The organism is Oerskovia sp. Root22 (assembly GCF_001429135.1).
Classification (GTDB): domain Bacteria; phylum Actinomycetota; class Actinomycetes; order Actinomycetales; family Cellulomonadaceae; genus Oerskovia; species Oerskovia enterophila.
Genome location: NZ_LMIL01000011.1, coordinates 464,066 through 477,811, shown reverse-complemented (window position 1 = coordinate 477,811; position 13,746 = coordinate 464,066). Strand labels below are relative to the sequence as shown.

At 74.0% G+C, this 13,746-nt stretch carries 12 protein-coding genes; 7 read left to right on the top strand and 5 right to left on the bottom strand.

The annotated features are described in order from the left end of the window. The first annotated feature begins 42 nt into the window (after nt 1-42). The 5 genes from ASE15_RS17495 (at nt 43) to ASE15_RS17475 (ending at nt 4,861) form a co-directional block, all read left to right on the top strand. A complete protein-coding gene (locus ASE15_RS17495) occupies nt 43-918 on the top strand; it encodes an ABC transporter ATP-binding protein (protein WP_056764806.1) in 876 nt (291 codons plus the stop codon). Next, on the top strand, nt 911-1,813 hold the full coding sequence (locus ASE15_RS17490) for an ABC transporter permease (RefSeq protein WP_082608997.1): 903 nt from the start codon (nt 911-913) through the stop codon (nt 1,811-1,813). Before ASE15_RS17495 ends, ASE15_RS17490 begins: the two co-directional genes overlap by 8 nt. An 87-nt stretch (nt 1,814-1,900) precedes the next feature. Then, the gene (locus tag ASE15_RS17485) at nt 1,901-3,340 is read left to right on the top strand and encodes an LLM class flavin-dependent oxidoreductase (protein WP_082618557.1); all 1,440 of its coding nucleotides are present in this window, start codon (nt 1,901-1,903) and stop codon (nt 3,338-3,340) included. After that, on the top strand, nt 3,337-4,593 hold the full coding sequence (locus ASE15_RS17480) for an MFS transporter (protein ID WP_056764672.1): 1,257 nt from the start codon (nt 3,337-3,339) through the stop codon (nt 4,591-4,593). Before ASE15_RS17485 ends, ASE15_RS17480 begins: the two co-directional genes overlap by 4 nt. Nucleotides 4,594-4,642: 49 nt before the next feature. After that, nucleotides 4,643-4,861, top strand: a complete 219-nt coding sequence (locus tag ASE15_RS17475) for a hypothetical protein (protein WP_056764670.1) — start codon at nt 4,643-4,645, stop codon at nt 4,859-4,861. A gap of 179 nt (nt 4,862-5,040) precedes the next feature. Here the strand turns inward: ASE15_RS17475 and ASE15_RS17470 are convergent, their stop codons facing one another. From ASE15_RS17470 to purL, 5 genes are all read right to left on the bottom strand, one after another. Next, nucleotides 5,041-6,042 (bottom strand): hypothetical protein, encoded by a 1,002-nt coding sequence (locus ASE15_RS17470; RefSeq protein WP_056764668.1) that lies wholly within the window; start codon nt 6,040-6,042, stop codon nt 5,041-5,043. A gap of 143 nt (nt 6,043-6,185) precedes the next feature. Continuing rightward, nucleotides 6,186-6,545: a hypothetical protein gene (locus ASE15_RS17465; RefSeq protein WP_056652489.1), complete on the bottom strand. Its 360-nt coding sequence runs from the start codon at nt 6,543-6,545 to the stop codon at nt 6,186-6,188. 9 nt (nt 6,546-6,554) lie between these two features. Next, a complete protein-coding gene (locus ASE15_RS17460) occupies nt 6,555-7,559 on the bottom strand; it encodes an endonuclease/exonuclease/phosphatase family protein (RefSeq protein ID WP_157277268.1) in 1,005 nt (334 codons plus the stop codon). Beyond that, nucleotides 7,556-8,617, bottom strand: a complete 1,062-nt coding sequence (locus ASE15_RS17455; RefSeq protein WP_082618556.1) for an endonuclease/exonuclease/phosphatase family protein — start codon at nt 8,615-8,617, stop codon at nt 7,556-7,558. Before ASE15_RS17455 ends, ASE15_RS17460 begins: the two co-directional genes overlap by 4 nt. 369 nt (nt 8,618-8,986) lie before the next feature. Continuing rightward, complete coding sequence (purL, locus tag ASE15_RS17450; protein WP_056764662.1) at nt 8,987-11,374, bottom strand: phosphoribosylformylglycinamidine synthase subunit PurL; 2,388 nt, start codon at nt 11,372-11,374, stop codon at nt 8,987-8,989. Nucleotides 11,375-11,620: 246 nt separating this feature from the next. On the opposite strand from purL, the gene ASE15_RS21275 reads away from it, so the two are divergent. After that, a complete protein-coding gene (locus ASE15_RS21275) occupies nt 11,621-12,691 on the top strand; it encodes a DUF2599 domain-containing protein (RefSeq protein ID WP_200960570.1) in 1,071 nt (356 codons plus the stop codon). A gap of 114 nt (nt 12,692-12,805) precedes the next feature. After that, nucleotides 12,806-13,672 (top strand): phosphotransferase family protein, encoded by an 867-nt coding sequence (locus tag ASE15_RS17440; RefSeq protein WP_056764656.1) that lies wholly within the window; start codon nt 12,806-12,808, stop codon nt 13,670-13,672. The last annotated feature ends 74 nt before the right edge of the window (nt 13,673-13,746 follow it).

Here is a 13,746-nt window from a genome sequence, read left to right as displayed (position 1 = left end):
ACGGACTTCCCGGGCTCGACGCCCAAGCTCCGCCTCGAGCACGTGCGCAAGGAGTTCATCGTGCGCGACGCGGCCGGTGGCCGCGGCGCCCGCAAGCGCTTCACGGCCGTCGAGGACTTCACGCTCGACGTCCGGGCGGGCGAGTTCCTGACGGTCGTCGGCCCCTCGGGCTGCGGCAAGTCGACGCTCCTGGACCTGCTGGGCGGGCTCACCGAGCCGACGTCGGGCCGGATCCTCCTCGACGGCTCCCCCGTGACCGGCCCCGGGCTGGACCGTGGCGTGGTCTTCCAGCAGTACGCGCTGCTGCCCTGGCGGTCGGCCCGCGCGAACGTCGAGTTCGGGCTCGAGGCCAAGGGCGTCGGGCGGGCCGCACGCGCCCGCGTCGCCGACGAGTACCTGGACCTCGTGGGCCTCACGGCCTTCGCGGACCGGTACCCGCACGAGCTCTCGGGCGGCATGAAGCAGCGCGTCGCGATCGCTCGCAGCCTCGCGTTCGACCCCGAGGTGCTCCTCATGGACGAGCCGTTCGCGGCCCTCGACGCGCAGACGCGCGAGTCGCTCCAGGACGAGCTGCTGCGCATCTGGCGCACCACGGGCAAGACGATCGTCTTCATCACGCACGGCATCGAGGAGTCGGTGTACCTGGGCCAGCGCGTCGCGGTCATGACACCCCGCCCCGGTCGCCTGCAGACCGTGATCGACGTGGACCTCGCGGGGGCCGGCGACGCGGGTCCGTCCGGGGACGCCAGCCGGACGGACCGCGGTCCGGCGGACCGCTCCGCCGACGACACCGGAGGGGACGTCCGTTCCTCGGCCCTGTTCGGCCGGTACCGGCACGAGGTGTGGAGCGCGCTCCACGGCTCGCCCACCCAGGCGCAGGACGCCGCCGCAGGAACCCAGGAGGACGCCCATGTCTAGCACCGCGACCACACCGGCCCGCGTGGCCCCGGTGCCCCCGGCCGAGGACACCGTCGCGTTCGCGGACCCGCCCACGCTGGGACGCCGCCAGGCGCTCACGGCCGACCAGGACCCGACGCCCTCGCTCGCGGCCCGCCTGCGCGGCGTCGGGGCACGGGTCCTGCGGGCCTCGGCCGCGATCGTGATCTTCCTGGCGATCTGGGAGGTCGCGCCGCGCGTCGGGCTCGTCGACCGGGTCTTCCTGCCGCCGCTCAGCGCGGTCCTCGAGTCCTTCTGGGGGCTGCTCACGAGCGGCGAGCTCGGCAAGCACGTCGGGACGAGCCTGACCCGGGCCGGCATCGGCTTCTCGATCGCGGTGCTGCTCGCGATCCCGCTGGGGATCGCGATCGGCTGGTGGGCGAGCGTCGCGCAGTTCCTCGGCCCGTTCCTCGAGCTGTTCCGCAACACCGCCGCCCTGGCCCTGCTCCCTGTGTTCATCCTCGTCCTGGGGATCGGCGAGACCTCCAAGATCACGCTCGTCGTCTACGCGTGCTTCTTCCCCATCCTGCTCAACACGATCGCGGGGGTCCGCACCGTCGACCCCCTGCTGGTGAAGTCCGCCCGGTCGCTCGGGCTGCCGCCCGTCCGGCTGTTCCAGAAGGTCGTGCTGCCCGCCGCGGTCCCCACGATCTTCACGGGGATCCGCATGGCCGGGACGAGCTCGATCCTCGTGCTCATCGCGGCCGAGATGGTCGGCGCCAAGGCCGGCCTCGGCTACCTCATCACCTACGCCCAGTTCAACTTCCAGATCACGAACATGTACGCCGGGATCATCGCGATCTCGCTCGTCGGCGTCTCGATCAACGCGGTGCTCGTGAGCCTCGAGCGGCACTTCTCGCGCTGGCGCACCACGTGAGCCGGGGCCGCCCGTCCTGAACGGCCCCCGCACGCACGACCTCCCGACCCGTCACCCACACCCACACCCACGACCAGAGGACGCACCATGACCCGCCCACCCCGTCAGCTCAGCCTGAACCTCTTCATCCACCCGGCCGGCCACCACGAGGCGGCCTGGCGCCACCCGGACACCCAGCCCGAGCGCATCTTCACGGCCGACTTCTACACCGAGCTCGCCCGCACGGCCGAGGCCGCGACGTTCGACGCGGTCTTCTTCGCCGACGGTCCCGTCCTGCACGACGGCGTCGAGTTCAACAGCGTCGGCCGCCTCGAGCCGCTCCTGACGCTCGCGTCGATCGCGGCCGCGACCGAGCGGATCGGCCTCGTCGCGACGGCCTCGACCACGTTCTACGACCCGTACAACCTGGCGCGCCTCTTCTCGACGCTCGACCACCTGAGCAACGGGCGGGCCGGGTGGAACATCGTGACCACGGCCTCCGAGGACGCGGCCCGCAACTTCGGCCTCGACTCCCACCCGGACCACGTCGAGCGGTACGCGCGGGCGGCCGAGTTCGTCGAGGTCGTCACCCGGCTCTGGGACAGCTGGGAGGACGACGCGGTCCTGATCGACCGCGCGTCGGGCCGCTACGCCGACCCCGCGAAGATCCACGACGTGGCCTTCCGCGGCAAGCACCTGCGCGTCGAGGGCGCGTTCAACGCGGCCCGCTCGCCTCAGGGCCACCCGGTCCTGGTCCAGGCGGGCGCCTCGAACGAGGGGCGCGCGTTCGCGAGCCGCTACGCCGAGGCGATCTTCACGGCCCACCAGCGTCTGGCCGACGCCCAGGCGTTCTACGCCGACATCAAGGCGGGAGCCGAGGCCCTGGGCCGGTCGCGCGACGCGGTCAAGATCCTCCCGGGCATCAGCCCGTTCATCGCCTCGACCGAGGACGAGGCGCGGGCGCTCGAGCGCGAGTTCAACGAGCTCACGGTCCCCGAGTACGGGCTGCGCCAGCTCGAGAAGCTCACGGGCGTCCGCCTCGACCACGCGCAGCTCGACGGTCCCGTCCCGGCCGAGCTGTTCGCGGACGCGGGCGACGTGACCGACAACTCGCGCAGCCGTCTCCAGGTCGTCGCGGGCATCGTCGAGCGCGAGCAGCCCACGGTCCGCGGCCTGCTCCACCGCCTCGCCGGGGCGCGCGGCCACCGCGTCGTCGCGGGCACGCCCGGGCAGGTCGCCGACACGATCGAGGAGTGGTTCACGCAGGGCGCCGCCGACGGCTTCAACGTCATGCCGCCGTACCTGCCGGGCGGCCTGGACGACTTCGCCGACCACGTCGTGCCGATCCTGCGCGAGCGCGGCCTGTTCCGTACGGAGTACGAGGGCACGACGCTGCGCGACCACCTCGGGCTCGAGCGCCCCGCGAGCCAGTACGCCTCGCCTGCTGCGGACCCGGCCCCCGCCCTCCGCGACGCGAGCGGCACGGACGCGGCGAGCGACGCCGTCGGGCAGGAGGAGGCCCGGACCGCGGAGCCGGTCCTGGCGTGAGCACGGGCACGAGCGCCCCGCCTGTCCGGCTGGCCTGGACGGTCCACGTCCCCGCGGGGGTCTGGGGCGTGGCCCAGGGCGCGGCGGCACCGGTCGTCGCGCTCGCGGCGCGCGAGCACGGCGCGTCGCTCGGCGCCGCAGGACTGGTCGTGGCGCTCGCCGGGCTGGGCCAGCTGATCGGCGACCTGCCCGCGGGGCGGCTCGTCTCCCGGTTCGGGGAGCGACGCTCGATCATCGGGGCGGGCGTCGTGGCCGTGGTCGGCGTGGTGCTGTGCCTGGTCTCGTGGTCGGTGGCCTCGCTCGCGGTGGGGGTGTTCCTCGCGGGGCTGTCCCAGGCCGTGTGGGGCCTCGCGCGCCAGACGTACCTGGCCGAGGCCGTCCCGTTCGCGCGCCGCGCGCGCGTCATGTCGACGGTCGCGGCCATGATGCGCGTCGGGTTCTTCGTGGGGCCGATCCTCGGCGCGGCGGCGATCCTGGCCGTCGGGACGCGCGGCGGGTTCGCGGTCCAGCTCGTGGCCGTGTGCGTCACGGCGGTCCTCATGGGCCGCGTGCCCGACGTCGGACGCTCACCCCGGACGTCCGGCTCGCCCGGCGACGCGGGCACGCGGGAGGCGGGGCTGTGGCGCGTGGTGGTCGAGCACCGCCGGCTGCTGCGCACGCTCGGCCTGGGGGCCGCGCTCATGGGGCTCTCGCGCACGGCCCGCACCGTGGTCCTTCCCCTGTGGGCCGACGTCCTGGGCGTCGACGCCGCGACCACGAGCCTGGTCTTCGGGGCCAGCGCGGCGCTCGACGTCGCGGTCTCGATCCCGGCGGGCTACCTCATGGACCGGTTCGGCCGACGCGCGCTCGCGGTCCCGTCGCTGCTGGTCCTGGCCGCGGGCTATCTCGCGCTGCCCTGGGCGGGCGGCGTCGCGTCGTTGACCGTCGTCGCCCTGGTCCTGGGGCTCGGGAACGGGCTGAGCAACGGCGTCATCATGACGCTCGGGGCCGACGTCGCGCCGCCCGCCCAGCGCGCCGAGTTCTTCGGGGCGTGGCGGCTCATGCACGACGCGGGGGCCTTCGCAGGTCCCCTCGTGGTCGCGGGCACGGCGCTCGTGGCCCCGCTCGGGGCCGCCGCGCTCGTGGTCGGGGCGGCGTCGGCCGCGGGTGGCGCGGTGCTCTGGCGGTACGTGCCGGTGTGGGCGCCGTGGCCCCGGTCGACGGTGCTGCTGGTCGCGCCTACCCCGCTGGCGGACGAGGCCGTCCCTCGGTGATCCTGGAGGCGCGCCGCGCCCGCGGACGGACCGAGAGAGGACCGAGCCCATGACCGAGGACCGTGCTGCCGTCCCGCCCAGCGACCTCACGCCACGCATCGGCAAGGTCGCGACGCGTGAGCTCGCCCACCACGGGTACACCCGCTACGAGGACCTCACACGCGCGACGGCCAAGGAGCTGCTCGCGATCCACGGGGTCGGGCCCCGGGCGATCCGCATCCTGGGCGAGGAGCTCGCCGAGCGGGGGTCGGGGTTCCGGGAGGGCTGAGCCGGTCGTCAGGCGCTCGGTCCGGACGAGCGGACGAACCGCTCCGGCGGGGTGGGCTGTCTGCCGAGCAGGTTCGGCTGGGCCGAACGTGCGTTCGCTGAGCAGGACCAGGTCCCGCCCAGCCGAACCTTCCCGGCACGCTCACTCCCACGGCGTGCCCGACGTCCGACGCGAGGACCTCAGCGCCCCTGGCCCTCCCGAGAACGCGCCAGCTCACCGAGCGCCGCGGCCTGGGACCCGGTGAACGGCAGGTCGAACACGAGGAGCGCGTGCGCCGCACGGCCGACGAGGAGCGCGACGCGCTCGTCCTGGTCCGTGACCGCGCTCTCGGCGTCCGAGAGCGCGATGTCGAGCTCGGTCGCGGACCTGTCGATCCCGATGTTCAGGACGCCGGCGCGCACCTCGTCCCCGTCCTCGGCCTCGCCGTCCCACTCGGCCTGCGACAGCACGACGACCGCGACGAGCCCCAGCACGTCAGGTCGTTCGAGAGGGCTCCCGAGGGCCGCGTAGAGCCGCTTGCTCGCCTCGATGCCGGCTCCGGTCCACCCGTCGCGAGCCTCGACCGGCGCTCCCTGCTCCGCGGCGATCGACGACGCGTCGACGTCGATCCACCCGTACTCGGGGTCGAGGTGGAACATCTGGGCGGCGGAGTCGTCCGCGACGCTCGGCCATGCCTTCTGGCGCCGCGTGCTCAGGCTCACGAGCACGTCCTTCCAGACCATGCGGTGGAGCGGGTCCTTCCACCTCTCGACGTCCCACCGGTCGCTCAGGTACCCCTCGGGGTCAGGGGTCTCGTAGGGCGCGACGGCGGGCGAGGAGTCGTACGAGCGCAGGTACGAGGGGTCCGCCGCGACGCGCGCGACGGTCTCCGGGCCGGCGACGATCACGGCGTCGACCGTCCTCAGGAAGCGACGGCGCGCGAACGGACGGTCCGGTCCGGTGAACGGGATCTCCCCTGCGAAGCGCGCCACGGCCTCGGTGTCGAGCAGGTCGTAGGCCCGCTCGAGCTGGTCCTTGGCTTTCGCGAGCACCTTGGGGTCCATGGTCGCCGCGGCCCGGAGCCACGTCTCGGTGCTCGACGGCGTCACGCGCCCCCCGTACGGAGCCAGCACCGTCCACAGCTCGTCCCACGAGGACGGGTCGGACTTCTTCTTGCGGAACAGCGAACCGAACAGCGCCATCTAAGGGATCCTCACGTGAGCCGGGGTCGGCGAGAAGCGTAGCCGGACCGCGACGGCGAGCGACGCCGTCGGGCACGGGACGGGATCGACGGCACGCTCGACCGGCCAGTCGTGCCTCCGGCCCGCCGGAGTCGCTCGAGCGCTCAGGCGCTGACGACCTGGATGACCTCGGTGTCGTCGTGCCGGCGCGCGAGCGCCGAGACCACGGGGGGCTTGGGCACCGGGGGCTGCGCCTTGACGCCCGTGCTCTTGCTGCGGCGCGGGCGCGTCGGCACGGCGACGCCGAGCGACTTGAAGACCTTGCGCAGCTCGGCCTCGGTCCAGCCTGCGGCGAGCGCCTCGGAGAAGGTCGCGGCGTAGGCGCGCTCGGCGTCGTCGAGCTGGGCGCGGGCAGCGGCGACCTGCTCGGCCCGCTCGGCGAGCGCTCGACCTGCGTCCATGCGCTGGGCGAGGAGGTCGCGCAGCTGCGACTCGTACGTGGTGGCGGTCTCGTCGGCGCTCATGGCACCAACCTACGGCCTGACCTGCACGGTCGCCAGGATCGCGAGGTGATCCGTGCCGGGGATCTCTACCGTGCCCACGTCGTCGACCCGCATGCCCCGGTCGACGACCACGTGGTCCAGGTCGGCGAGCGGCGGGTAGCGCCGACCGGCGGGCCACGACAGGCTCACGCCCTGCCCCGCGAGGCGGGTCGCGTCGGCGAAGCGTCCGCCCAGGAGGTCGCGGAACGCCGAGTGGTCGTAGGTCGCGTTGAAGTCTCCGAGCAGGATCTGCGGCATGGGGTCGCCGTGCGCCGCGTCGCGCAGCAGCGCGAGGTCGTCCGTCCACAGGTCGACGTCCCCGGGTGTGGGCGGGTGCGGGTGGACGGCCGTGACGCGCACCGAGGTCCCGTCCAGCCCGACGACGGCGCTCGGCTGGTGGAAGCGGCTCGCCACACCCTCGCGCTCGTCGGTCAGCGGGATCGCGCTCCACAGCCCGCTGCCCGCGGCCCCCTCGGTCGGGTGGATCGCGGTCCACGAGTACGGCAGCACGTCCTCGATCCCGGCGGCCACCAGGTCGGCCTCGAACTCCTCACTGAGCTCGACCACGCTCAGCAGCTCGACCTGCTGCTCCCGGACGGCCTCGACCACCGCCCGCGCGTCGGCACGCCCGTAGAGGACGTTGGTCGCCATGACGCGCAGGGTCCCGTCCGCCCCGGGCGCGATGCCCGGGCCCGGCACGAAGAACGGCACGAGCCACACCGCGTGCGCGACGACGAGAACCCCCGCGATCGCGCTGAGCACCCACCGCCGCCGGCTCAACGAGAGCAGCAGCACCACGAGCGCCGCGAGGGCGACCCACGGCGTGAAGGACACGAGCTGCGTGAGGGGAGTGACGTCGTCGACCCCCAGGGCGCGCGCGAGCGTGAGCGCGCCCACCCCCGCGACGCACAGCGACAGCACGACCGTCCACACCACGCCGCCGACTCGCCGTGCCCGGGACGGCGGACGGCGCGTGCTGAGAGCGGGGGCGCTCACGGGGCGACCTGCACCGTGACCGCGAGCGCGCGGTGGTCGGAGCCGGGGACCGCGAGCGACGTGAGGTCGTCGACCCGCATGCCCTCGTCGACCACGACGTGGTCGAGGTCGAGGAACGTCGGGATCCGCTCCCCCACGGGCCACGACAGGTTCAGGCCGCGCCCGGCCGTGCGCGTCGCGTCGTGGAACCGGTCGCCCAGGACCGCACGGAACGACGCGTGGTCGTACGTCGAGTTGAAGTCGCCCAGCAGCACCTGCGGCAGGGGCTCGTCGTGGGCCCGGCGGGCGAGGTCGGCCATCTCCTGGTGCCACACGCCCGTGATCTCGGGGAGCGGCGGGACGGGATGGACGGCGGTCACGCGCACGGGCGTGCCGTCCACGTCGACGGTGGCTGCGGGCATGGCGAACGTGCTCCACTCTGTCGTGTCGGGGTCGGTCAGCGCTGTCCTGCTCCACAGGCCGCTCCCGGGCGAACCGGTGCCCACCTTGGCGTCGAGGTGGTGCGGCATGACCGCCTCGATCCCTGCGGCTTCGAGGCGGTCGTGGAAGTCGGCCGTGAGCTCGACGACCGCGAGCACGTCGGCGTCCTGGTCGTGGACCAACCGCACGACCGCGGCGGCATCCGCCTGCCCGAAGTACGCGTTGACCGTCAGGACCCGCAGCGTGCCCTGGGCGTCTGCCTCGATGCCCTGCCCGGGTACGAAGAACGGCGCGACCCACGCGGCCTGCGCCGCGAGCGCGACCGCGCACAGGATCGCGAGCAGCCGGCGGCGCACGGCCAGGGCCGTCGCGGCGACCAGCAGCGCGAGCGGGACGACCCACGGCGTGACGCCGACGATCTGCGCGAGCGGCGTGACGCCGTCGTACGGGACGGCGCGCACGAGCGTCATGGCCAGGACCAGCCCGCCCACGACCCACAGCACCAGCCCGACGGCGCGCCCACCGGGGCGACGTCGGGTCACAGTCGCGGGGCTGGCGTCGGGCGGGGTGGTCAATGAGGACGGTGACTCGGCCGTCGAGGCGGCGATCTCCCCCGTGGTGCGGCTGTCCCCTGTCATGGAGCGACCCTATCGACCGGTTCGGATGGTTCTGGGCCGGTCGGCCGCTCTCGATGCGGGAGCCCGGTGCAGCCCGCGGATGGATCCTGTGAACGGGCACTCACGGCGAGGGGTTCGATGCGGGTGGCGCGTCGGGCCGGCCGCGAGGGTTAGCGCCGCGAGATGCGGCCAACGGGGGTCGGAAACCGTCCAAGACCCCCGTTGGCCGCATCTCGCGAGACCTGCCGAGACCCAGCGCACGTCGCCCCGGGGACCAGCGGGAGGCAGCGCAGAGGAACGGGTCCGCGCCGCCGTGGCGGGCCCGGCAGGAACGCACGAAGGACGAGTGCGCGGACAGAAGACCGCGCACCCGTCCCTCGGGTCGGACGACTAGCCGAAGATCCCCGGCAGCGTCGCGCGGAAGACCTGGTCGGCCTCGCTCAGCGGGATCGTGAAGATGCCCTCGACCTCGAGCGACTCTCCGGTCTCGGCGACCTCGGCCGGCTCGGTGCCGGTCACGCCGATCTTGAGGACGGGCACGCCGCGGGCGACGCACGCGTCGACAAGCTTGGTCTCCTCGCTGCGCGGCACGGCGACGAGCGCGCGAGCCGTGGACTCGGAGAACAGCGCCTCGAACGGCGTGACGCCGTCGCGGGTCGCGAGGGCGTCGATGGACACCTTGGCGCCGGTCCCGAAGCGCAGCGACGCCTCGAGCAGGCCCTGGACCAGGCCACCCTCGGAGAGGTCGTGCGCGGCGGAGACCAGGTGGTCGCGGCTCGCGTTGACGAGGACCTCGGCCAGGGCGCGCTCGGCCGCGAGGTCGAGCTGCGGGGGAAGGCCGCCGAGGTGCTGGTGGACGACGTCGGCCCACGCGGAGCCGTCGAGCTCGGCGCGGGTCGTGCCGAGGAGGTAGATGGCCTCCCCCGCCTCGCGCCAGCCGGACCCGGTGGCGTGCGCGACGTCGTCGAGCACGCCGAGGACGCCGACGACGGGCGTCGGGTGGATCGACGAGTCGATCTGCCCGGGCTCACCCGTGCCGTTGTAGAGCGAGACGTTGCCGCCCGTGACGGGGACGCCGAGCGTCTGGCACGCGTCGGCCAGGCCCTCGATGGCCTCGACGAGCTGCCACATGGAGTCGGGGTCCTCGGGCGAGCCGAAGTTGAGGCAGTCGGTGATGGCGAGCGGGCGCGCGCCGGTCGTGGCGACGTTGCGGTACGCCTCGGCGAGCGCGAGCTGGGCGCCCGTGCGCGGGTCGAGCTTGGCGTAGCGGCCGTTGGCGTCGGTCGCGAGCGCGACCCCGAGGCCCGTGGTCTCGTCGACGCGGATCACGCCGCCGTCGTCGGGCTGGGCGAGGGCCGTGTTGCCCTGGACGAAGCGGTCGTACTGGTTGGTGACCCACTCCTTGGACGCGAGGTTGGGCGAGCCGAGCAGGCGCAGCGCGGTCGCACGGAGCTCGTCGGCCGTCTCGGGGCGGGAGTACGCCGCCGCGCCGGGGCCCGTCGAGATGCTGTCGGCGTTGAGGCCGTCCATCCACGTGGGGCGCGCGTAGGGGCGGTGGTAGGTGGGGCCCTCGTGCGCCACGGACTTGGGGTCCACGTCCACGATGCGCTCGCCCTGGTGGTCGATCGTGAGGCGACCGGTGCCGGTGACCTCGCCGATGACCGAGGTCTCGACGTCCCACTTGCCCGTGATGGCGAGGAACTCGTCGAGCTTGTCGGGAGCGACGACGGCCATCATGCGCTCCTGCGACTCCGACATGAGGATCTCGCCCGCGTTGAGCGACGGGTCGCGCAGCAGGACCGAGTCGAGCTCGACGTGCATGCCGCCGTCACCGTTGGAGGCGAGCTCCGACGTGGCGCACGAGATGCCGGCCGCGCCGAGGTCCTGGATGCCCTCGACGACGCGCGCCGCGTAGAGCTCGAGGCAGCACTCGATGAGGACCTTCTCCATGAAGGGGTCGCCGACCTGGACCGAGGGGCGCTTCGCGGGCACGCCGTCCTCGAACGTCTCGGACGCGAGGATCGAGGCGCCACCGATGCCGTCGCCGCCGGTGCGCGCACCGAACAGGACGACCTTGTTGCCCACGCCCGAGGCGTTGGCGAGGTGGATGTCCTCGTGGCGCAGCACGCCGATGCACAGTGCGTTGACGAGGGGGTTGCCCTGGTACGAGGAGTCGAAGACGAGCTCGCCGCCGATGTTCGGCAGGCCGAGCGAGTTGCCGTAGCCGCCGACGCCCGACACGACGCCGTGCACGACGCGCGCCGTGTCCGGGTGGTCGACCGCGCCGAAGCGCAGCTGGTCCATGACGGCCACGGGGCGCGCGCCCATCGAGATGATGTCGCGGACGATCCCGCCGACGCCCGTCGCGGCGCCCTGGTAGGGCTCGACGAAGCTCGGGTGGTTGTGGGACTCGACCTTGAACGTCACGGCCCAGCCGTCACCGATGTCGACGACGCCCGCGTTCTCGCCGATACCGACGAGAAGGTGCTTCTTCATCTCGTCGGTCGTCTTCTTGCCGAACGTGCTCAGGTGCACCTTGGACGACTTGTAGGAGCAGTGCTCCGACCACATGACGGAGTACATCGCGAGCTCGGCAGCCGTGGGGCGTCGCCCGAGGATGTCGCGGATGCGCTGGTACTCGTCCGGCTTGAGGCCGAGCTCCGCGAAGGGCTGCGCCTCGTCGGGGGTGGCGGCTGCGCGCTCGACCGTGTCGAGGTGCGGCCGGTGCTCGGAGGTCGCTGCGGCGGCGGGCGTCGGGGCGTTGCTGGGGGCGGTCATCGAATCCCTCGGGGTGGCGTGCCAGCCGGCGCGTTTCGACGAGCGAGTCATCGGGGAGGCGACCGGCACGGGGCTGCACAGGTGCGGCCAGTTTACCGGGGGTTGGCCGCGGTGCGGTCGGGCGTCCACGAACGCGTCCGTGGGGGCACGGGCAGGCCCGTGGGCTGGGCGGATGCGATCCCCTCGGGCCAGGAGGGCCTGGTGCGCGCGCGGGGCCCGGTCCGCCGGCGGGGATAGCCTCGCACGGTGACCTCGATCGTTCGCCGCCCCCGTCCGCGCCTCGCCCTCGTCGGGGCCGCGCTGGTGGCCTGCCTGCTGGTCGGTTGCAGCGGGCCCGACGGCGCCGCTCCCGTCCCCGGGTCACCCGCGCCGTCCGCGGGGGTCCCCTCTGACGGGCCGCCGGACGACTCGGATCTCGCGTCCGCTGCGCCGGCCATGACCACGCGCACGCTCACGGCCGACGGGATCGAGCTGCTGCTGTCGGTGCCGGTCGGGGCTGCGCCGGGCGGGGCTGCCGGGGCCGACGGGGATGCCGGTGAGCCGGCTGCGGCGGGCGACGCTGCCGATCCGGCAGGGGCCGACCCGGCGACGTCCGCACCCGTCGCGCCGGTCACCGTGACGCCCGACGAGGACGGGTCGAGCCGGGTCTCGTTCGGGCTCGCGGTCCCGGGGGCCGGAACCGGGGCCGCCTCCGACAGCGGCGCCGGCGGCGCCACGACCGGCACGACGGACAGCACGGCCGACCACTCAGCCGCAACCGCGACGCTCGACCTCGTCTCCCCCGCCGACGGGTCCCTGCTCCGCAACGGCGACGGCAGCATCAGCGTGCTCGACGCGGCGGGCACGCCGCTCGGCGGCCTGTCGGCGCCGGAGGCGACGGAACCGTCCGGATCCGCTGTCCGCGCAGGAGTGCTGGTCGTGGCGCCGACCCGCGCGGAGGTGCGCGTGAAGGCGGTGGGCGCGACGCCGTCGGGCACGGCAGGAACCACCGCGAGCGCCCCGCCCGACGACGTGACCGTGACGACCTGGCTCGGCGCGCAGGGCGTGCGCAGCGCGACCTGGGGCAACCGCGAGGGCGGGCGCTCGCTCGCGGTGGACCCGACGCCGTGGGCGCGGCAGTCGGGCCTGGTGGGCGAGGAGACCGCGTGGGCGCAGCTCGTCGCGAGCGAGCCCGAGGCCGACTCGTCGACCATGCGCGACCAGTTCGACTGCCACGCCCTGGGTGCGACCGACAAGAAGACGTGGAACCTCGAGCCGTGGCGGCCCGACGTCGGGTTCCTCGCGACGGCCGCGGCGCGCTGCAACCCGACGTCGTAGCCCTGGGTGCCGAGCACGAGGTTGCGGTCGTTGTCCGGCGGATTCCGACCGCAACCTCGTGCTCGACCGACCGCAACCTCGTGCTCGGCGTCGAGGGCGCCCTAGCATCGGCGGATGCCCTCAGACCTCCCGCCGTCCTCCGTCCTGCTCGACGCCGCCACGACCTGGTCGACCTCGGTCGGGCACGGCGGGGCCGTCGAGCTCGTCGAGGAGTGGCTCTGGCCCCACGGCCAGTCCCGCGTAGCGCGCGTGCGGACCGGGGCGGGCGACGTCGTCGTGAAGTGGGAGCGCTCGGCGCGCAACGTGGAGCGCGAGGTCGAGGCCCTGCGGCGGTACGTCCCCGTGCTGGGGGACGACGCCGGTCAGCTGCTCGCCGCCGACGTCGACGCGCACGTGCTGGTGATGACGCACGTGCCCGGGACGCTCGCCGCCGGTGCGGCCGCCCTCGACCCGGACGTCCACCGGCAGGCCGGGGCACTGCTCGCGCGGCTGCACGCGAGCGCCCCGGCCGTACCAGACGAGGGGTACGGGGAGCGCCTCCTCGCCGAGCTCGACGAGAAGATCTCCGCGCACGCCGGGCTCGTCGACGCGGCGGACCTGGTGCGGCTGCGCACGGTCGCGGCGCCCGTGGCCCACGTGCGGTCCGTGCGGCTCGTGCCCGCGCACCGCGACTACGGTCCGCGCAACTGGCTGGTCGATGCGGTGGGGCACGCGCGCGTGATCGACTTCGCGCACTGCGAGCCGTCGCCGTGGGCCGTGGACCTGCAGAAGCTCACGATGCGCGAGTGGCGGGGCCGCCCCGACCTGGAGGCGGCGTTCCTCGAGGGATACGGACGCGTGCCCGACGACGAGGATCGCCTCGTGCTGCGCGCGTACGTCGCGCTCTCGACGCTCGCGATCATCACGTGGTCGGTCGCGCACGACGACCCGGCGTTCGAGGCCGAGGCCAGGTCGGTGCTCGCGGGGCTCGTGACCGGCTGAGGGGCCTGGCCGGCGGACGGGGCCGTCGCTGGGTGCCGAGCACGAGGTTGCGGTCGATATCCGGCGGATTCCGA

Bases quoted from the DNA above. Each gene is read 5' to 3' on its own strand.
- ASE15_RS17455 (WP_082618556.1), bottom strand. From the start codon at position 8,617: ATGACAGGGGACAGCCGCACCACGGGGGAGATCGCCGCCTCGACGGCC.
- ASE15_RS17490 (WP_082608997.1), top strand. From the start codon at position 911: ATGTCTAGCACCGCGACCACACCGGCCCGCGTGGCCCCGGTGCCCCCG.
- purL (WP_056764662.1), bottom strand. From the start codon at position 11,374: ATGACCGCCCCCAGCAACGCCCCGACGCCCGCCGCCGCAGCGACCTCC.
- ASE15_RS17475 (WP_056764670.1), top strand. From the start codon at position 4,643: ATGACCGAGGACCGTGCTGCCGTCCCGCCCAGCGACCTCACGCCACGC.
- ASE15_RS17470 (WP_056764668.1), bottom strand. From the start codon at position 6,042: ATGGCGCTGTTCGGTTCGCTGTTCCGCAAGAAGAAGTCCGACCCGTCC.
- ASE15_RS17440 (WP_056764656.1), top strand. From the start codon at position 12,806: ATGCCCTCAGACCTCCCGCCGTCCTCCGTCCTGCTCGACGCCGCCACG.
- ASE15_RS17485 (WP_082618557.1), top strand. From the start codon at position 1,901: ATGACCCGCCCACCCCGTCAGCTCAGCCTGAACCTCTTCATCCACCCG.
- ASE15_RS17465 (WP_056652489.1), bottom strand. From the start codon at position 6,545: ATGAGCGCCGACGAGACCGCCACCACGTACGAGTCGCAGCTGCGCGAC.